The sequence below is a fragment of the Methylobacterium iners genome (assembly GCF_022179305.1).
Classification (GTDB): Bacteria; Pseudomonadota; Alphaproteobacteria; order Rhizobiales; family Beijerinckiaceae; genus Methylobacterium; species Methylobacterium iners.
On record NZ_BPQP01000071.1, the window covers coordinates 1 to 18590 of the forward strand.

The 18590-nt window shown below is 71.7% G+C and carries 20 protein-coding genes; 11 read left to right on the plus strand and 9 right to left on the minus strand.

Annotation, left to right across the window (positions count from 1 at the left end; translation table 11 throughout):
• Positions 1-39: 39 nt before the first annotated feature.
• The 4 genes from MFF55_RS20315 to MFF55_RS20330 all read right to left on the minus strand — a co-directional run bounded on the left by MFF55_RS20315 (position 40) and on the right by MFF55_RS20330 (position 3523).
• A complete protein-coding gene (locus MFF55_RS20315; RefSeq protein ID WP_238245928.1) occupies positions 40-1281 on the minus strand; it encodes a cytochrome P450 in 1242 nt (413 codons plus the stop codon).
• A 5-nt stretch (positions 1282-1286) separates the two neighbouring features.
• Positions 1287-2561, minus strand: coding sequence for an NAD(P)/FAD-dependent oxidoreductase (locus MFF55_RS20320; RefSeq protein ID WP_238245929.1), 1275 nt, complete (start codon positions 2559-2561; stop codon positions 1287-1289).
• Positions 2558-2815, minus strand: a complete 258-nt coding sequence (locus MFF55_RS20325; protein ID WP_238245930.1) for a ferredoxin — start codon at positions 2813-2815, stop codon at positions 2558-2560. Before MFF55_RS20325 ends, MFF55_RS20320 begins: the two co-directional genes overlap by 4 nt.
• A gap of 63 nt (positions 2816-2878) precedes the next feature.
• Positions 2879-3523, minus strand: coding sequence for a TetR/AcrR family transcriptional regulator (locus MFF55_RS20330; protein ID WP_238245931.1), 645 nt, complete (start codon positions 3521-3523; stop codon positions 2879-2881).
• 44 nt (positions 3524-3567) lie between these two features.
• Here MFF55_RS20330 and bdcA point away from each other — a divergent pair, with 44 nt between their 5' ends.
• Positions 3568-4281 (plus strand): SDR family oxidoreductase, encoded by a 714-nt coding sequence (gene bdcA, locus MFF55_RS20335; protein WP_238245983.1) that lies wholly within the window; start codon positions 3568-3570, stop codon positions 4279-4281.
• A 27-nt stretch (positions 4282-4308) separates the two neighbouring features.
• Here bdcA and MFF55_RS20340 read toward each other — a convergent pair whose 3' ends face one another.
• On the minus strand, positions 4309-5040 hold the full coding sequence (locus MFF55_RS20340; RefSeq protein WP_373874848.1) for a DUF3750 domain-containing protein: 732 nt from the start codon (positions 5038-5040) through the stop codon (positions 4309-4311).
• Positions 5041-5235: 195 nt separating this feature from the next.
• Here MFF55_RS20340 and MFF55_RS20345 point away from each other — a divergent pair, with 195 nt between their 5' ends.
• Complete coding sequence (locus MFF55_RS20345) at positions 5236-7365, plus strand: TonB-dependent receptor (protein WP_238245933.1); 2130 nt, start codon at positions 5236-5238, stop codon at positions 7363-7365.
• Positions 7366-7387: 22 nt separating this feature from the next.
• Here the strand turns inward: MFF55_RS20345 and MFF55_RS20350 are convergent, their stop codons facing one another.
• Positions 7388-7561 carry a metallothionein gene (locus MFF55_RS20350; RefSeq protein WP_238245934.1) on the minus strand — a complete coding sequence of 58 codons (174 nt, stop codon included), beginning with the start codon at positions 7559-7561 and terminating at the stop codon, positions 7388-7390.
• Positions 7562-7729: 168 nt separating this feature from the next.
• Here MFF55_RS20350 and MFF55_RS20355 point away from each other — a divergent pair, with 168 nt between their 5' ends.
• Positions 7730-7975, plus strand: coding sequence for a hypothetical protein (locus MFF55_RS20355; RefSeq protein WP_238245935.1), 246 nt, complete (start codon positions 7730-7732; stop codon positions 7973-7975).
• A 191-nt stretch (positions 7976-8166) separates the two neighbouring features.
• On the opposite strand, the gene MFF55_RS20360 is transcribed toward MFF55_RS20355, so the two are convergent.
• From MFF55_RS20360 to MFF55_RS20370, 3 genes are all read right to left on the minus strand, one after another.
• Positions 8167-8541 (minus strand): DUF6481 family protein, encoded by a 375-nt coding sequence (locus MFF55_RS20360; protein WP_238245936.1) that lies wholly within the window; start codon positions 8539-8541, stop codon positions 8167-8169.
• Between the two features lie 182 nt (positions 8542-8723).
• Positions 8724-8933 (minus strand): cold-shock protein, encoded by a 210-nt coding sequence (locus MFF55_RS20365; RefSeq protein ID WP_238245937.1) that lies wholly within the window; start codon positions 8931-8933, stop codon positions 8724-8726.
• 349 nt (positions 8934-9282) lie between these two features.
• Entirely contained in the window at positions 9283-9525 is a 243-nt protein-coding gene (locus tag MFF55_RS20370; protein ID WP_373874846.1) for a hypothetical protein, read from the minus strand.
• A 141-nt stretch (positions 9526-9666) separates the two neighbouring features.
• Between MFF55_RS20370 and copM the strand changes: the two genes are divergently transcribed.
• From copM to MFF55_RS20410, 8 genes are all read left to right on the plus strand, one after another.
• On the plus strand, positions 9667-10053 hold the full coding sequence (gene copM, locus MFF55_RS20375) for a CopM family metallochaperone (protein WP_238245938.1): 387 nt from the start codon (positions 9667-9669) through the stop codon (positions 10051-10053).
• A gap of 100 nt (positions 10054-10153) precedes the next feature.
• Positions 10154-10672, plus strand: a complete 519-nt coding sequence (locus MFF55_RS20380; RefSeq protein ID WP_238245939.1) for a (2Fe-2S)-binding protein — start codon at positions 10154-10156, stop codon at positions 10670-10672.
• On the plus strand, positions 10669-11715 hold the full coding sequence (locus MFF55_RS20385; protein WP_238245940.1) for an FAD binding domain-containing protein: 1047 nt from the start codon (positions 10669-10671) through the stop codon (positions 11713-11715). Before MFF55_RS20380 ends, MFF55_RS20385 begins: the two co-directional genes overlap by 4 nt.
• Positions 11708-13933: a xanthine dehydrogenase family protein molybdopterin-binding subunit gene (locus tag MFF55_RS20390; protein ID WP_238245941.1), complete on the plus strand. Its 2226-nt coding sequence runs from the start codon at positions 11708-11710 to the stop codon at positions 13931-13933. The genes MFF55_RS20385 and MFF55_RS20390 overlap by 8 nt, the downstream gene beginning before the upstream one ends.
• 444 nt (positions 13934-14377) lie before the next feature.
• Complete coding sequence (locus MFF55_RS20395) at positions 14378-15037, plus strand: hypothetical protein (RefSeq protein WP_238245942.1); 660 nt, start codon at positions 14378-14380, stop codon at positions 15035-15037.
• 118 nt (positions 15038-15155) lie between these two features.
• The gene (locus MFF55_RS20400; protein WP_238245943.1) at positions 15156-16529 is read left to right on the plus strand and encodes a M16 family metallopeptidase; all 1374 of its coding nucleotides are present in this window, start codon (positions 15156-15158) and stop codon (positions 16527-16529) included.
• A 64-nt stretch (positions 16530-16593) separates the two neighbouring features.
• Positions 16594-17877 carry a M16 family metallopeptidase gene (locus MFF55_RS20405; protein WP_238245944.1) on the plus strand — a complete coding sequence of 428 codons (1284 nt, stop codon included), beginning with the start codon at positions 16594-16596 and terminating at the stop codon, positions 17875-17877.
• A gap of 28 nt (positions 17878-17905) precedes the next feature.
• Positions 17906-18526 carry a HupE/UreJ family protein gene (locus MFF55_RS20410; RefSeq protein ID WP_238245945.1) on the plus strand — a complete coding sequence of 207 codons (621 nt, stop codon included), beginning with the start codon at positions 17906-17908 and terminating at the stop codon, positions 18524-18526.
• Positions 18527-18590 lie beyond the last annotated feature (64 nt).

Consider the following 18590-nt stretch of genomic DNA (forward strand, 5'->3'; position numbering starts at 1 on the left):
AAAATCAAGCGATGAAGCGCAAGTCTGATTCGATAGGTGCTACCGGATCCCATCGATCGCGAGCCTCAGCCGCTTCGGGCCGCGCAGCGCCGAGCCCGGGCGGTAGGGTGGCGGGTCCTCCACTAGGCGCGGGTTGATCAGGCGGCGCGCGAGCGCCTGGAGCGCCGCCTCCGCCTCGAACCGGGCGAGCGGCGCGCCGACGCAGTAATGCAGGCTGCCGCCGAAGCCGAAATGGCGGTTGTCGCCGCGGTCGGGGTCGAAGCGATCGGCGTCCGGGAAGACCGCCGGGTCGCGGCTGCCCGAGGCCAGGAGGAGCGCGATATCGGCGCCCTCGGGGATGGTGATACCGGCGAGCTCGATGTCGGCCAGGGCCCGGCGGGTGCGGAACTGGACCGGGGGATCGTAGCGCTGCACCTCCTCGACGATGCGCGGCGCGCGGCAGAGACCGTCGCGGAGCTGCTGCATCTCGTCCGGATGGCGCAGCAGCGTCAGCATGGCGTTGGTGATGAGGTTTACCGTGGTCTCGTGGCCGGCCACCAGCATCAGCACCGAGGTGGCGATGAGGTCGTAATCGCCCATGCGGGGGGCTTCCGGCGCGTCCTTGTTCGCCAGGCCCGAGAGCATGTCGTCCTGCGGGTCGCGGCGCTTCCGCTTGATGAGATCGGCCATGTAGGCGGAGATCTCGTCGAAGGTGGCGCTGTTCTTGGCGCGGTTCTCGTCGTCGTGGAGGCTGTCGGGCTCGAGCGCCGTGGCGAGCTGCGTCGCCCAGCCGTGGAACTTCGGCTCGTCTTCGTGCGGAATGCCGAACAGCTCGCAGATGACGGTGACCGGCAGCGGATAGGATAGGTCGTCGACGAGGTCGATCTCCTTGGTACCGCAGCACTTCGCCAGGAGTTCATCGACGAGTTCGTGGGAGCGGCCCCGCATGGCCATCACCCGCTCACGGGTGAACTGGTGCATCACCGCGGCGCGCAGGGTGTCGTGCTGGGGCGGATCGCGGAAGATAAAAGGGCGGTGCGTGTCGACGATCCAGTCCCGGATCGGCTTCTCGACGAAGTCCCTGAGCGGGTTGCCGGTCTTGGGCCGGTCGGCCGGCGGCAGGTTCTGCGAGCTGACGCGCGGGTCGTGCAGCAGGCTCGACACCGCGGCATGGGTGGAGGCGACGTAGGTGCCGTCGTCCTGGCGGGAGACAGGGTGCTCCCGCAGCCGCGCGAAGAGCGGGTAGGGGTCGGCCCGGTTCTTCGGGTCCTTGACCTGCTCGAACAGGGTGCCGTCGCTCATGCGTGTCACGCCTCGGGAAATGCGGGGTCGAGGATCGTGAGCGATCCCTGGTCGGCGGCGCCCCTGATCGGGGGGAAGGGCGCGCGGGCGGCGATCTGCTCGGCGTAGGCCGGCAGCCAGCGCCCGGAATCGAAGGAGACCGCCGCGATGCAGCGGCCCTTGGCGCCGTAGACCGCGAGGAAGCGCCCCGCCTTCGGATCGCCCTGCGCGATGGCGAGGGCATCCGCGCCCTCGGTCAGGCCGACCGACTTGATGGTGATGCCGCCTTGCGCCGACCAGAAGGCCGGCACCTCGGCATAGGCCGGCCCCGGATCGGCTCCGGCGAGCAACCGTCCGGCATGCTCGGCCTGCGCGACCGCATGACCCCAATGCTCCAGCGCCACCCGGCGCCCGTCGTAGAGCGGGTGGGGGAAGCGGGCGACGTCGCCCGCCGCCGCGATCGCTGAATCCGCCCGGCCATCCTCGCCGAGAACCTGTCCGTACGCGTTGCAATCCACGCCGCCCTCGTCGGCCTTGAGCCCAGAGCCCTCCAGCCATTCGGTGTTGCGCACGGCGCCCAGCGCGACCACGACGAGGTCGGCCTCGATGGTGTCGCCATCGCTCAGGACCGCCCGGGCGACGCGGCCGCTGCCGTCATCCTCCAGCCGCTCGACCTTGGTGCCGCTGCGCAGTTCGACGCCGCGCGCCTCGTGCAGGGCCGCGACCACCGCGCCGAGATGGCGCCCGAGCACCCGGGCCAGGGGGACGGGGCCCGGCTCGACGATCGTCACGGGCAGGTCGAGGGTGCGGCAGGCGCTGGCGACCTCGCAGCCGATGAAGCCGCCGCCGATGATGAGCACCCGCCTCGGCCCCGCGACGAGGGCGGCCCGCAGCGCCGCCGCGTCGTCGCGGGTGCGCAGGGTGTGGACGCCACGAAGACGGCCCTCCGCCGGGTTCGGCCAGGGCCGCGCCCGCGTGCCGGCGGCGATGAGCAGGCGGTCGTAGGGCAGCGTCGTCCCGTCGGCCAAGCTAAGGCGCCGGTTCGCGCGGTCGAGGCCCGTCGCCGCCGTGCCGAGGCGCCATTCGGCGTCGAGGGGCACGAGGTTCGGCAGCGCTGTGGCCGCCGCCGAGACCTCGCCCGTGAGCATGTGCTTGGAGAGGTGGGGCCGGTCGTAGGGCCGGTGCGGCTCAGCGCCGACGAGGGTGAGCCGGCCGGAAAAGCCCGCCCGCCGCATCGCCTCGGCACCGCGCAGGCCGGCGAGCGCCGCCCCGACGATCACCGCATGTCCGTTCGCGCTCACGCGGAGCGATCCGTGACGACCTCGACGCGAATTGCCTGAACCGGACAGGCGAGGCGGGCGCGCTCGACGGCGTCGCGCGCCGAGAGCGGAGGCGCCGGATGGTAGAACAGCGCCTCGCGGCCCTGCAGCACGAAGTGTTCGGGCGCCGCGTAGCAGCACTGGGCGTAGGCCTGGCAGCGGTTGAGGTCGACGGCGACGCGCAACCCCTCGCTGATCTGCTCGGAATCGGCCGGTTCTTGCGTGGGATCGGACATGGACAAGGAAGATCTTCAGTCGGTCCGCGGTTCCGCTTGCACCTGAGACCTGACGTCCCGGGCCTATTCACCGGGCGAAGCAACATCCCTCCGGTCGACCTCGAAGCGCAACGCCCGCGCGGCGACGGTGGCGAAATCATCGAGCGCCGGCGCCCCCATTCCATCGCGGGCCGCCGCGGACAGACCGGCCAGCGCGACACCGACCAGGTCCGCCAGCCGCTCGGCGCGGGCGGGTCCGAGATCGGCGAGGTAGGCGACCACGCGCGCCCGCGCCCGCGCCCTCACCGCCGCCACCGCCTCGCGCGCGGCCGGCTCGTCGCAGGCCTGCACGCCGTTCAGGATCAGGCAGCCCGCTCCCTGCCCGCAGCCGGCATAGGTCCGGGCCGCCCCGCCCAGCAGCGCCGCGATGCCGTCCCCGAGATCCGGCTCGGCGAGGGCCGCGTCGAAGAAGGCGCCGTTGGTGGCGCTGTAGCGGTCGACGACCCGCGCGAACAGGCCGGCCTTGCTGCCGAAGGCGGCGTAGATGCTGGGCGGCGCGAGATCGAGGGCCCGCGACAGGTCGGCCATCCCGACGCCGGCATAGCCGCGCTCCTGGAACAGCGCCTTGGCGGTCTCGACCGCTGCGCCGACATCGAAGGAGCGGGGCCTTCCACGCCGCCGCGATTTTTCTTTAGCGGTCGCTACAATTTGATCTTGGCCAGGAGCCATGCGGATATATGTAACGCCCACTAAATTGCGGCAAGGAGATCATGATGACCGACCTCAAGGGGAAACGCGCGCTCGTCCTCGGCGGCAGCCGCGGCATCGGCGCGGCGATCACGGCGCGGCTGGCAGCGCTCGGGGCCGAGACCGCCTTCACGTACGTCTCGGCGGAAGGAGCGGCGAACGATCTCGCCGCGCGCACCGGCACCCGCGCGACGCGCGTCGACAGCGCGGACCGATCGGCGCTCATTGCCGCCGTGGCGGAGGCCGGCGCCCTGGACATCCTCGTCGTCAATGCCGGCGTCGCCGTCTTCGCCGATCCGCTCGCGACGGACCCCGACGCGATCGACCGGATGATCGATATCAACATCCGCGCGCCCTATCACGCCGCGGTCGAGGCCGCGCGGCGGATGCGCGACGGCGGCCGCATCGTCGTCATCGGCTCGGTCAACGGCGACCGCATGCCCTTCCTGGGCGGCGCGGCCTACGCCATGTCCAAGTCGGCAGTGCAGGGACTGGCCCGCGGGCTGGCGCGCGACTTCGGACCCCGCGGCATCACGGTCAACGTCGTCCAGCCCGGTCCCGTCGACACCGACATGAACCCCGCCGCCGGGCCGATGGCCCAGGCGATGCACGACCAGATGGCGATCAAGCGGCACGCGACCTCCGAGGAGGTGGCCGAGCTCGTGGCCTATCTCATCGGCCCGCATGGGGCGATCATCACCGGCGCGATGCACACGATCGACGGCGGCTTCGGCGCCTGATCCGTCGGGCGGGATCGCGATCCCCGCTCACGCGACGCCGATCCGGCCCCAGCCAGGCAGCTTCAGCGCGGGGCGGCGAAGGTCGATCCCCGCGACGAGGCCGAGCAGGCTCACCTCGATGCCCTCGACCCATCCGAGCGTCAGCCCGGCGTAGCCGCCGAGGCTGAGGCGAAAGCCCGTCCCGCTCGGCGTCCGCGCGAGGAAGCCGTCCGGCGGCGTCCAGTCCTTGCCCAGCGCGGTCGGCGGGAGGGCCGTCTCGAGACCGGGCAGGCGCGCGAGCACGTAGGCCGTGAAGGTGTTGGAGTTCGGCCCCGGCCAGGCCCGGTAGGAGCCGAGGCCGCGATGGGGGTAAGCGGCCACCGCCGCCCGGATCGCGGGAATCGCACGCTCCGCCGCCGCGCCGTCGAGGGCGAGCACCGTCTCGGGCGTGTTGCCAAACCATCGCCCGTCCGCGGCCCAGCCGTCGGTCCGCACCGGCAGCCCCCACCCGACGACGTCGTAGCGGGTGTAGCGCGCCGCGCCCGCCTCCTTGATCACGATCCAGGAATGGTGGGCGAAGATGCCCCGCCAGCGGCCGACGCGTGCCGCATAGACCCGGACCAGGGCGGGCTCGGAGCTGCGCGCCGGGGCGAGAAGCCCCGCGCTCGACCAGTCGGCCACGGACCAGTCGGCGGCGCCGCCCTTCACGGTCCACCAGAGGGCATGGGTGGCGAGGGGCAGAAGGAAGACGATGGCGAGGAGGAGAAGCAAGCGACGCACGGTACGGAGGAGGGGAGGCATGACGAGATGTTTGCAGCCGGGGACGCGACCGCAAGCGCCGCCGTGGTCGCAGGCTCGGGCCGAGTGATGCCGCTGCGCCACAGGCGCCAAGCTTCCTCCGGCGGATGGAAAACCTGACTTGTTATAATGTTACACACGCGCAATGTCACAGCATCAGAGTGACAGTGAGGCGTGATGCGGTTCAAGCGATCGAGTGTCCTGCTGGCCGGGACCATCCTGTCGGGCCTCGGCCCGGCGCCATCCGCCCGAGCGCAGACCGCCGAGGCGACGCTGCCGGAGCTCACCGTCACCTCGCCGAGCCCGATCGTGCCCACGGTCGCCCCGAGGGCGGCGCCGTCCTTGAGCACCGGCGTGCTCCCCGTCGTCACGAGCACCTTCTCGCCGGTAACGGTCGTCACCCGAGATCAGATCGCCCGCGACCAGCCCCGCACGCTGGGCGACGCGCTGTTCGACCGGCCGGGCATCTCGTCCTCGACCTACGCGCCGGGCGCGGCCTCCCGCCCCATCATCCGCGGCCTCGACAACGCCCGGGTGCGCATCCAGGAGAACGGGGTCGGCATCGGCGACGTCTCAGAGCTCGGCGAGGACCACGCGGTGCCCGTCAATCCGCTCGTCGCCGACCGGATCGAGGTGATCCGGGGGCCCGCCACCCTGCGCTACGGCTCCCAGGCGATCGGCGGCGTGGTCTCGGCGGAGAACAACCGGGTTCCGACCTTCATCCCCCAGGGCGGCGTCTCGGGGCAGGTCACGACGGGCTACTCCTCCGTCGACAACGGCCGGCTCGGCGCGGCGAGCGTCGATGCCGGCGGCGACGGCATCGCCGTCCACGCCGACGGCTTCAAGACGGCGACCGACAGCTACGCCACGCCGCTCTGGGTTCAGCGCAACTCCGCGACGGAGTCGCAGGGCGGCGCGGTCGGCATCTCGGCGATCGGCGACCGGGGCTTCCTCGGCGTCTCGTTCAGCCATTACGACGCGCTCTACCAGATCCCCGGCGGCGAGGCCGCCGAGAACCGGACGCGGCTCGACCCCCGGCAGGACCGGGTGCTCGCCCGCGGCGAGTACCGGCCGCTTTCCGGTCCGATCGAGGCGATCCGGTTCTGGGCCGGCGGCTCGGTCTATCGCCACGACGAGCGGGGCATCGGCGAGGACGGCATCGACGGGGTGCAGGCGACCTTCAAGAACCGGGAGGCGGAAGGCCGGATCGAGCTGCAGCACGTGCCCGTCTTCACGGGCTTCGGCACGCTGACCGGGGCGCTCGGCTTCCAGAGCGGGCGGCGGGTGCTCTCGACCCAAGGGGAAGCCTTCCTGCCGCCGACCGAATCGCGCGCCGACGCGGTCTACCTGTTCGAGGAGCTCGCGGTCGGCAATGGGCTGCGCTTCCAGGCGGCGGGCCGCATCGAGGGCACGCGTTCGACCAGCACGGCCACGCAATTCCCGGTCGATTACCTGCCCGTCGCCGGCGAGGACCCGCTGCAATACGGGCTGCGCCGCCGCTTCGCTCCGAAGAGCGTCAGCCTCGGCGCGCTGCAGGATCTGCCCTACGGGTTCGTGGCGAGTCTCAACGGCTCCTACGTCGAGCGCGCACCCACCGCCTACGAGCTGTTCTCGGCTGGCCCGCACGACGCCACCGCGACCTTCGAGATCGGCGATCCGACCCTGCGGCTGGAACGCGCCCGCACCATCGAGGCGAGCCTGCGCCGGGCGGTCGGGCCGCTGCGCCTCGACGCCACGGGCTACTACACCCGCTACACGGGCTTCATCTACAAGCGCGAGACCGGCACCCGCTGCGACGACGATTTCGCCTCTTGCGGCAGCGGCGACGAACTCCGGCAGATCGTCTACTCGCAGGCCAACGCGACCTTCTACGGCGCCGAGATCGCCGCGCAGCTCGACGTGCTCCCGATCGGCGACGGCTTTGCCGGTCTCGAGGCGCAATACGACTTCGTGCGCGCCCGCTTCGACGACGGCAGCGCCGTGCCGCGCATCCCGCCGCACCGCGTCGGCGGCGGTGTCTTCCTGCGGGCCGACGGCTGGTTCGCGCGCGTCAACCTCCTCCACGCCTTCGCGCAGACGGATATCGCACCCTTCCAGACCTTCACGCCGGGCTGGGACGACCTGCGCGCCGAGGTGAGCCACACCCGGACCCTCGACCCGCTGGTGCACGGCTTCAGCGAGGTCACGCTGGGCCTGCAGGGCCGCAACCTTCTCGACGACCAGATCCGCAACGCGGCCTCGTTCAAGAAGGACGAGATCCTGCTGCCCGGGCGGAATCTCCGGCTCTTCCTGACGGCGCGGTTCTAGGCCCCGCCGTCAGGACGGGCGCTCAGCCGTGGCAGGCGCAGCCGGCGTGGTCGCAGCCGGCGTGGTCGGCGTGACCGTCGGCGCAGGCATCGCAGCAGAAGGCCTTGCCGTCCCGCGTCACCGCCCCGGCCACCGGCACGACGCAGACGCAATCCTGGCAGGCACACTTCACCATCTCGACGTCGACGCTGGCCATGATCCCGTTCCCCGTGCCGCGGCTTGCCGCCGCTCGAGCGGCATCATCACCCGCTTCCGCCTGCGCGGCAACGGGGCCGGTCGCCGGCCGCGACCGCTCGCGCAAAGCGTGCTAAGGACGCCACAGACCCCGCACATTCCGTGCCCAAGGGCCAACCCAGAGGCACCCGTGGCGAACGCTTTCAAGAGCGGCGCATCCCAGGCGCGTACCACAGACGACTTCAACGAGCGGGCCAAGCGCCTGTCTGAGCGCCTCGGCGCCATCGAGAAGCCGGCGCAGATGAAGCGCGGGAACGCGCCGCGCCGCTCGTTCAAGGCCGGGCCGCGGCCCGAGGCCGACGCCGTGCCCGAGGAGGCGCAGGCCGAGACGGAGACGGAGACCGAGACCAAGGACGAGGGCGCAACCGAGGCCTGAGACGAGGCCGATCCTCGCGCCGGAAAGCTAAAGAGGCCGGCGAATGCCGGCCTCTCAAGACGTTCCGTCACCTCTGTCACCCGGGGGGCGCGGCCCGGAATCACAGGCGGGGACGCCACCGCGAAGCCTGATGGATCGATGAGCCTATCCGCCATCGCCCGGATGAGGCGGCCGGGGACGCGGAATGGTCCTCAGCGCCGGGCCTTGGCCTTGCGTGCGGCGTAGCGGGCGTCGCGGGCCGCCTTCTTCTCGGCGAGTTCGCGGGCCTTGCGCTCGGCGGCGGCGAGCGCCTCGGCCTCCTCGCGGGCGATCTGGGCGGCGAGCTCCGCCTCCTCGCGGGCCCGCTTCTCCTCGGCCGCCTGCTTCTCGGCCGCGATCCGGGCGGCTTCGCGCTCCCGGATGCGCTCCTCGCGGGCGCGGGCGATCTCCGCACGGGCCTGCGCCTTGGCGATCATCTCCGGATCGTCCGCCGGCGGGCGAGCCTTGAATTTTTCCAGCAGCATCTGTTTGGCGCTGGCCGAGTTCTTACGGCGATCGTCGAAATTCCTGTAGTCGAAGGCGCCCATCTGACCTTTCTCGTGTGATCCCGCGGCGGAGCCGCGCGTTATGACGCTCGGCGCTGCGGCCGGCGGGTGGGAGTCGCGCGGCATCGGCCCTCTCGCAAGGCCGTGACCGCGTTCTGAAAGTGATGGAAGCCGCCTCGACCGAGGCGGCTTCGTCTTGCGTGATGGCCCCGGGCTGCAGGGGTCTAGGCGGCCTGAAGGTTCCCGGCCGACTGCTTGCCGGTGCGCTTGTCGTTCTCGATCTCGTAGGAGATCTTCTGACCCTCGATGAGGTTACGCATGCCGGCGCGCTCGACGGCGGAGATATGGACGAACACGTCCTTGCCACCGTCGTCAGGCTGGATGAAGCCGTAGCCCTTGGTCTCGTTGAACCACTTCACGGTGCCCGTGCTCATGGTGTGTTCCTCCCTCGTAGCTCATGCCTGCGGACCCGAGCGGTCTGCCGCGAAGGCCTGTCGTTCAGGGTCTCAGGATGTCAGATATCGAAGCGGCGCCCTGGAAAAATTTGGATAGATCGAGGGTCGCGCGACCCGGCTGGAGCCGGACATGGATCGATGGATGCCAGTTAAGGTGCTTGCTCTGCTCTGACAAGACGCGTTCGCATCACAAGTTCCTGCCGCCCATCCGTTTGCGGCTATCGTTAACCTCGGGCGTCCGCGAACGTACGAAGGGGCCGGTTGCCCGACCCCTTCGCCAGCGCCGAGCGCCCGCGGTCATGCCCGGAAGGGCCGAACTTCCCGACGATCAGTAATCGTAGCCGCGCCGACGCGAACGGTCCGGGCGATCGTCGTAGCGCTGTTCGCGGTACATGCGGCGCTCGCGGTCGCGGCGCATCTCGGCCCGATCGTAGTCGCGCTCGCGCTGGGCGCCGGATCGCAGGTCGACGCTGGGGCCGCCCGGTCCGATGTCGATCCGCTGCGCCGAGGCAGGGACGGTGAGGGTGACGGATGCGGCCAGGATGGTTCCCGCAAGGATGGTCTTCATCATAATGTTACCTCTCCGGTTGAAGAGCCAACACCCGAGCCGGACCATCGTTCCGGCGGGCGCGGCGTTGGACCGCGCATCGAAAACCGGGCCTTCCGGCCCATCTACGCCGCGGAAGAACGCCGCGAAGGAGCACGCACGCGCATGAGATGGTCCCCCTGGTTCGCCGCCGCCTGCCTGGTGCTCGCCGGCGCCGCCTTCGCTCATGAGGACGGTACCGCGCACGATCATCGTCATGATCACCGGGATCATGCCCCCGCCAAGCCCGGCGCGGCGACGGACGCCTTCCGCGCAGCGAATGCCCGGATGCATGCCGACATGGCGATCCGCTACAGCGGCGACGTCGACCGCGACTTCGTGGCGGGCATGATCCCGCACCATCGCGGCGCCGTCGCCATGGCCAAGGTCGCGCTGGAGCATTCCAGGGACCCGGAGATCCGCCGTCTCGCGGAGGAGATCGTGAAGGCGCAGGAGACCGAGATCGCCCAGATGCAGGCGATCCTGAAGCGCAAGGAGGCGGCCAGGCGCTGAGCGGGCGCCGCGACCGGCAGATTCCGGGAAGGCGGCGGCTGGTCGAGGCCGGGCCGGGAGCTATCTGGAACGGCTCCAGACAATGCCGCCCGGAGCCAGGATGAGCATCCCCATCACGCTGACCGTAAACGGCATCCCCCGCACGGTCGCCCTCGAGGACCCCCGCGTCACGCTCCTCGACCTGCTGCGCGAGCGCCTCGACCTCACGGGGTCGAAGAAGGGCTGCGACCGCGGCCAGTGCGGGGCCTGCACCGTGCTCCTTGATGGACGGCGCGTGAATGCCTGCCTGGCGCTGGCCGTGAGCCACGACGGGGCGCACGTCACGACGATCGAGGGGCTGGCCCGCGACGGCGAACTCCATCCCGTCCAGGCCGCCTTCATCGCCCATGACGGGTTCCAGTGCGGCTTCTGCACCCCGGGCCAGATCGTCAGCGCGGTCGGCCTCATCCAGGAGGGCCAGGCCGGCGACGACCCCGAGCGCATCCGCGAGGGCATGAGCGGCAATCTCTGCCGCTGCGGCGCCTATGCGGGCATCACCGAGGCCGTCGCGACGGCCCACGCCGCCATGGCGGGGGCGAGCGGCCTGCCCGGCGGGTACCTGCGAGAGGACGCGGCGTGAACCGGTTCGACTACGTCCGCGCGGGCAGCGTCGCCGAGGCGATCGCGGCCGGCGCCGAACCCGGCGCCGCCTACCTCGCCGCCGGCACCAACCTCGTCGACCTCATGAAGGGCGGCATCGCCCGGCCCGAGCGGATCGTCGACATCACCCGGCTGCCGGATCTCGACCGCATCGAGCGCCTGCCCGACGGCGCGACCCGGATCGGCGCGCTCGTGCGCAACAGCGACCTCGCCCACGATCCCGACTTCGCGAGGAGCTACCCCGCCGTGGCCGAGGCGCTGCTCGCCGGCGCCTCGGCGCAGCTGCGCAACGCCGCGACCGCGGCCGGCAACGTCCTGCAGCGCACCCGCTGCCAGTACTTCTACGACGTCGCCAGCGCCTGCAACAAGCGGGCGCCCGGCAGCGGCTGCGAGGCGATCGGCGGGGTGACGCGGGCGCACGCCGTGCTCGGCTGGAGCGCGCATTGCATCGCCACCAACCCGTCCGATTTCGCCGTGCCGCTGGCGGCGCTCGACGCGGTCGTCGAGATCGAGGGTTCGGCCGGGCGCCGCGAAGTGGCACTGGAGGCCTTCCACCGCCTGCCCGGCGACGCGCCCGAGCGCGAGACGGCGCTGGAGGCGGGGGAGCTCGTCGTCGCCCTGCGCCTGCCTCCGGAGGCGGCCGGGTTCGCGGCGCATGCCCGCTACCTCAAGGTCCGCGAGCGGACCTCCTACGCCTTCGCCCTGGTCTCGGCGGCTGTCGCCCTGCGCATGGAGGGCAGCCGCATCGCCGAGGCCCGGATCGCGCTCGGCGGCGTGGCGCTCAAGCCCTGGCGCTGCCGCGAGGCGGAGGCCGCGCTCGCGGACCGCGAGGCGACGCCGGAGGCCTTCCGGGCGACGGCGGAGGCGGCCCTCGCCGGCGCCGAGCCTTCGGGCGACAACGCCTTCAAGATCGAGCTCGCCCGCCGGATCGTCGTGCGCGGCCTGACGCTCGCCCGCGCCGGCACGCCGGAGCGGGTGCCCGCCCTTCCCGCGAGCCCCTTTGCCGGAGCCCACCATGCTTGAGCGCCACGGCTCCTCCATCGGCCAGCCCCTCACCCGCCGGGACGGGCCCGACAAGGTCACGGGCGCCGCCCGCTATGCCGCGGACGTCCACCCCGAAGGCCTGCTCCACGCAGTGATGGCGGTGAGCACCATCGCCCGGGGCCGGGTCGCCCATCTCGACCTCGCGGCGGCGCAGGCGCATCCCGGCGTCGTCGCGGTCATGACCCCCGAGAACGCGCCGCGGCTCGCCCGATCGCCGGACGAGAAGGAGGGGCCGGTCTCCTTCCGCCTCGATCTCCTGCAGAACGACGGCGTGCGCTATGCCAGCCAGCCGATCGCGGTGGTGATCGCCGAGACCCTGGAGGCGGCGACGGAGGGGGCGCTCCTCCTGAATCCCCGCTACGAGGCCGAGACGCCCAGCGTCGTGCTCGGCGCGGGCGAGCGCTTCACGCCGCAGATGGTCGGCGCCGGGCTCCCCGCCGCGATGGGGTCGGGCGACCTCGAGGCGGGGCTCGCGGCCGCCGAGGCCCGGATCGAGGCGACCTACGACACGGCGGCGCAGTACCACAACGCGCTCGAACCCCATGCCAGCGTCGCCGAATGGGACGGCGACCGCCTCACGCTCCACACGCCGACGCAGGGGCTCTACCCGGCCAAGGCCCGGCTCGCGGCCCTGTTCGGGCTGCCCCCGGAGAACATCCGGATCCACTCTCCCTATCTCGGGGGCGGCTTCGGCTCGAAGGGGTTTCTCTCCTCGCCCCAGATCCTCGGCGTGATGGCGGCCAAGCTCGTCGGTCGACCGGTCAAGCTGGTGACGCGCCGCGAGCAGATGTTCGGCCCCGTCGGCCACCGCGCCTCGACGCGCCAGACCCTGCGCCTCGGCGCCAAGCGCGACGGCGTGCTGACCGGCTACGGCCACCACACGCTCACCCTGACGAGCACCTACGACGACTTCTTCGAGCCCGCGAGCGTGCTGTCGCGCCATCTCTACGCCTGTCCGGCCATCGCGACGAACCACGAGGCCTCGCGGGCCGACATCCCGACGCCGCTCTTCATGCGCGCGCCGGGCGAGGCCCCGGGCAGCGTGGCCCTCGAGAGCGCCCTCGACGAGCTCGCCCTCGAACTCGGGATCGACCCGCTCGAATTGCGGCTGCGGAACTACGCCGAAGTCGAGCCCCTCAGCGGCCGGCCGTTCTCGTCGAAGGCCCTGCGCGAGTGCTACGCGCAAGGGGCGGAGCGCTTCGGCTGGGCCTCGCGGCCGCTCGAACCCCGCCAGATGCGCGACGCCGACGGGCTCCTCGTCGGCTGGGGCCTCGGCACCGCGACCTATCCGGCGGGCATGTTCCAGGGCGAGGCGCGGGCCACGATCCGGGCCGACGGCACGGCGCTCGTCGAGACCGCGGCCCAGGACATGGGCCAGGGCCCCTGGACCGTGCTCGCCCAGATCGCGGCGGACGGCCTCGGTCTGCCCCTCGACCGGCTGGATCTGCGCATCGGCGATTCGGACATGCCGAACGGCGGTCTCGCCGGCGGCTCGACCGCCACCGCCACGACGGGAACGGCCGTCCACAACGCGGCGCAAGGAGCCGTCGCCGCGCTCGCCGCACTCGCCACCAACGATCCGGCTTCGCCGCTCTACGGCGCCGGCAATGCCGGCGTCACCGCCGCGGAGGGTCGCCTCAGCCGCCGCGACGATCCAAGCCGCTCCGAGACCTTCTCGGAGATCCTGGCCCGCGCGGGCAGGGATTCCGTCGAGGCGAAGGGGCAGGGGGCCGGCGAGCCGGCCTCGCGGAAAGCCTACGCGATGCACGCTCACGGCGCGGTCTATGCCGAGGTCAAGGTCGATCCCGATCTCGGCCAGATCCGCGTGACCCGCCTCGTCGGCGCCTTCGCGGCCGGCCGCGTCGTCAACCCGCGCCTCGTGCGCAGCCAGTATTACGGCGGCATGATCTGGGGCGTCTCGCTGGCGCTCCACGAGCACGCGACGCTCGATGCTCGCTCGGGGCGCGTCATGAACAACAATCTGGCCGAGTACCACGTGCCCGTGAACGCCGACATTCCCTCGGTCGAGGCGATCCTCGTCGAGGAGCACGACCCGCACGTGAATCCGCTCGGCATCAAGGGCGTCGGCGAGATCGGCATCACGGGCACGGCCGGCGCCATCGCCAACGCCGTCTGGCACGCCACCGGGGTGCGGGTGCGGGAGATCCCGATCACGCTGGACCGGCTGTTGGGGTGAGCGGCGAGGACGATACGCGGGGGAGAGTTGATCCTCGGCTCGCTCCACCCTTTGTCATCCCGGGGCCGCGAAGCGGAGCCCGGGACCCAGAACCGCTGACGGAGCAAACTGAAGACCGACCTATGGTTCTGGGTTCCGGGCTCGCCGGAGCCTGTCCTTGGACTGGCCGAAGGCCAGATCCGGGGGCGCCCCGGAATGACAAAGGGCGGGGGCAAGCATTCGCTCGCGATACGGTTCCCACCTTCATCAAAAGTCCCCACGGGCGTGATCTGGAAACCACACCACAGGATCCTTGGCGCCAGGCCCTGGCGCGGTGTGGTCAAGGCGCCATACCTTCGCCTGAAACCGGGATCAGGCCGGCAGGGTCGGATCGGATCGCGCTCGAACGTGACCATCCGGGCCCTTCACCGGAGCCCGGCGACCGGCCGGAATGGTGGGCAGAGCATGATCGGGCAACGCGCGTTCCTCGTGGCCTTCGGCGGCATCGCCCTGGGAGCCGTCGTCTCCCCGGATGCGCCCCGCGCCGAGCAGGGCGTGTTCATGCGCGATGCGCTGAGCAGGATCGGCCTCATCGAGCCCGAGCGCCCCAGCATCACCTATCGCGAGCGGGCGCCCCTCGTGATGCCGCCCAAGCTCGACGCCAAGGCCCTGCCGCCGCCGCGCAGCCCCGAGGCCTCGCCGCAATGGCCGAAGGACCCCGAGATCGCCCAGCGCGAGCGCGCGGCCGTCGAGGCGCGCAAGCCCATCGTCCGCGGCGCGCAAGGCCGGATGAACGACAACAACATGACGCTCTCGATCGACGAGATGCGGGCGGGCCGGCGCGCCGGCGCCGAGATCCCGGACGGTCCGGTGATCCGGCCCGGCGACACCCGCGAATCGAACTGGCTGAACCCGTTCGAGATGCTGCGCGGGGCCACCGCGCCGGACAAAACCGAGCCGACGATCGAGGAGCCGCAGCGCGACGCCCTCACCCAGCCGCCGACCGGCTACCGCAAGGCGCCCCGCAAGGTCGCCAAGACCAACGGCGAGCCCGTCTACAATCCGAGCCGGGAACGGGAAGAGGCCGATCCGGGCGCCTATATTCGCAACCCGAGCCGGTACTAGCCTGAATCCGTTGCCGGCCTGCCACGGCCGCCGGTACGGAATTTGCCCGGCCCCAAGCGTCCGAAAGGGCGCGTGAGCCACGGAGGGTCCCCACGGACCGGTCCGTAAGGAAAACGAGATGCACCTGTTCAGGAAGGACACACCCGCCCTCCGCCCCCCGCGCGCCTGGTCGAATGCGGGACGGGCGGAAGCGGCGCCGTTTGGGCGATCCGAGGCGGGCGGTCCGGAAGTGTCGGCCTTCACGCTGGATAACGGCCTCGACGTCGTCGTCGTGCCCGATCACCGCGCGCCCGTCGTCACGCACATGATCTGGTACCGGAACGGCTCGGCCGATGATCCGCTCGGCCAGTCGGGCATCGCGCACTTCCTCGAGCACCTGATGTTCAAGGGCACCGAGAAGCACCCGATCGGCGCTTTCTCGAAGGCCGTCTCCGGGCTCGGCGGCCAGGAGAACGCCTTCACCAGCTACGACTACACCGCCTACTTCCAGCGCGTCGCCCGCGACCATCTCGAGACCATGATGGAATTCGAGGCCGACCGCATGACCGGCCTCGTGCTCGAGGATTCCGTGGTCGCGCCGGAGCGCGACGTGGTCCTGGAGGAGCGCCGCATGCGGGTCGAAACCGACCCTTCGGCCCAGCTCTCCGAGGCGATGGCCGCCTCGCTCTTTGTGCACCACCCCTACGGCATCCCGATCATCGGCTGGATGCACGAGATCGAGGGGCTGAACCGGGAGCACGCGCTGGATTATTACAAGCGCTTCTACACGCCGGAGAACGCCATCCTGGTCGTCGCCGGCGACGTGACGCCCGACGTGGTGCGCCGCCTCGCCGACGGCACCTACGGCCGGGTCACGCCGCAGGGCACGCGGCCGACCCGCCTCCGGGCCCGCGAGCCCGAGCCGAAGGCGCTGCGCCGCCTCGCGGTGGAGGACCCCAAGGTCGAGCAGCCGACCCTGCAGCGGCTCTACCTCGCCCCCTCCTGCATCACCGCCCGCGACGGCGATTGCCACGCGCTGGAGCTGCTGGCCGAGGTGCTGGGCGGCGGCTCGACCTCCTACCTCTACCGCAAGCTCGTGATGGAGCAGGGCATCGCCGTGAATGCGGGGGCCTGGTACATGGGCTCGGCGATCGACGACACCCGCTTCTCTGTCTACGCGATCCCCGCCGAGGGCGTGAGCCTGGAGAGCCTGGAGGAGGCCGTCGACCGGACCCTGCGCCGCGTGCCGGCCGAGGCGCTGGACGCCGAGGCGACCGAGCGGGCCAAGACCCGGCTCGTGGCCGAGACGGTCTATTCCTCCGACAGCCAATCCTCGCTCGCCCGCATCTACGGCTCGGCGCTCGCCATCGGCGAGACCATCGAGGAGGTGCGGCGCTGGCCCGCCGACATCGAGGGCGTGACGCGCGACCGCCTCGCCGCGGCGGCCGAGCGCTACCTGACGCCCGCGCGCTCCGTGACGGGCTACCTGACCAAGGCGCGGGATGCCGCTTGAGCGCGACCGCGATCGAGGCTGCGGGCCTGAAGGCCGCGCCCCCCATGAGGACAACGAGGCTGCCATGAACCTGGTCGACACCGCTCCCCGCACCGCGACGTCCCCGACCGCGGCCCTGCCCGTGGCGACGGCGTCCGGCATCGAGGCCTGGCACGTCGAATCCCCCGTCGTGCCGCTGATCGCGCTGGCCTTCACCTTCGAGGGCGGCGCCGCCCAGGACCCGGAGGGCAAGGCCGGCGTCGCGCAGATGCTGGCACGCCTCCTCGACGAGGGCGCGGGCGAGCTCTCCTCCGACGCCTTCCAGGAGCGGCTCGCGGCCCGCGCCATCGAGATGAGCTTTCACGCCGGCCCCGACTCGATCGGCGGCTCGCTCAAGATGCTGGTGAAGCACGCCGACGAGGCGATCGATCTTCTCGCCCTGGCGCTCGCCAAGCCCCGCTTCGACGCCGACGCGATCGAGCGGGTGCGGGCCCAGACCATCGCCGGCCTGCGCTACCAGCAGAACGACCCCGGCGTCATGGCCTCGCGCCGCTTCTTCAAGGAGGCCTTCGCCGGCCACCCCTACGGCCGGCCCTCCTCGGGCACGGTCGAGAGCGTGAGCGCCATCACCCGCGACGACCTCGTCGCCATGCACAGGGCGCTCATCGGCCGGGGCGGGATCAAGGTCGCGGCGGTCGGCGCCATCGACGGCGCCCGCCTCGCCGACGCCCTCGACCGGGCCTTCGGCCGGCTCGACCTCGCCGCCCCGCTCAAGGCGGTGCCCCAGACCGCGATCCAGGATCTCGGCCGTCGCATCGTCGTCGACATCGACGTGCCGCAATCCGTGCTGCGCTTCGGCATGGGCGGCGTGCCCTGGCGCGACCCCGACTTCATCCCCGCCTACGTCCTAAACCACGTGCTCGGGGGCGGCTCCTTCACCTCGCGCCTGTTCCAAGAGGTCCGCGAGAAGCGCGGCCTCGCCTACTCGGTCGGCACCTCGCTCGTCAGCCACCGCGCCTGCTCCATGACCTGGGGCTACACCGCGACGAAGAACGAGCGCGTCGGCGAGGCCCTCACGGTGATCGCCGAGGAGATCGGCCGGCTCATCTCCGAGGGTCCCTCCGACGAGGAGCTGCAGAAGGCCAAGGACTATCTCACCGGCTCCTACGCGCTCGGCTTCGACACCTCGACGAAGATCGCCCACCAGCTCGTGCAGATCGCCTTCGAGGGTCTCGGCATGGATTACATCGCGCGCCGCAACAACCTCGTGGCGAACGTCACCCAGGCCGACATCCGCCGCGCCGCCGCCCGCACCTTCGCCGACGGCAAGATGCTCGTCGTCGCCGCGGGCCGGCCGACGGATTTCTGAGGCTCACGCAACCAGGCAGGGCGGGACGATGACGCGAGGCTCGAGCAAGATATCGGCGCGCGGGCTCCGGCCGGCGGCGACCCTCCTCGCCCTCCTCGCCGCGTCGCCGGCCCTCGCCCATACGGGACATGGCGAGGCCGCCGGCCTCGCGCAGGGTTTCCTGCACCCGCTCACCGGGCTCGACCACGTGCTGGCGATGGTCGCGGTCGGGCTGATCGCGGCGCAGCTCGGCGGCCGGGCGCTGCTCCTGGTGCCGGCGGCGTTCCTCGCCATGATGGCGCTCGGCGGCGCGCTCGGGGCCTTCGGGATCGGCATGCCCGGTGCCGAGATCGGCATCGCGCTCTCCGTGGTCGTGCTCGGCGCCGCCCTCGCGCTTGGCCGCGCTCTGCCGGTGATCGGCGCCATCATCCTCGTCGGCGCCTTCGCGACCTTCCACGGCTACGCCCACGGCGCCGAGATGCCCGAGGCCGCCTCCGGCGCAGCCTACGGGCTCGGCTTCCTCGCGGCGACGGCCGGGCTCCACGCCGCCGGGATCGGCGTCGGCCTCGCCGTTGGAAGCCTGAGCCGGCGCCTCGGCGCGCCGGCCCTGCGCCTGACGGGCGCGATGCTCTCCGTCGCCGGTCTCGGGCTCCTCGTCGGCGCGGTCTGAAGACTGCCGGCGGGTGCCGGGTCGCGGCTTTGGCATTTCGGCGACGCCGCCCCATCTGAGCGGC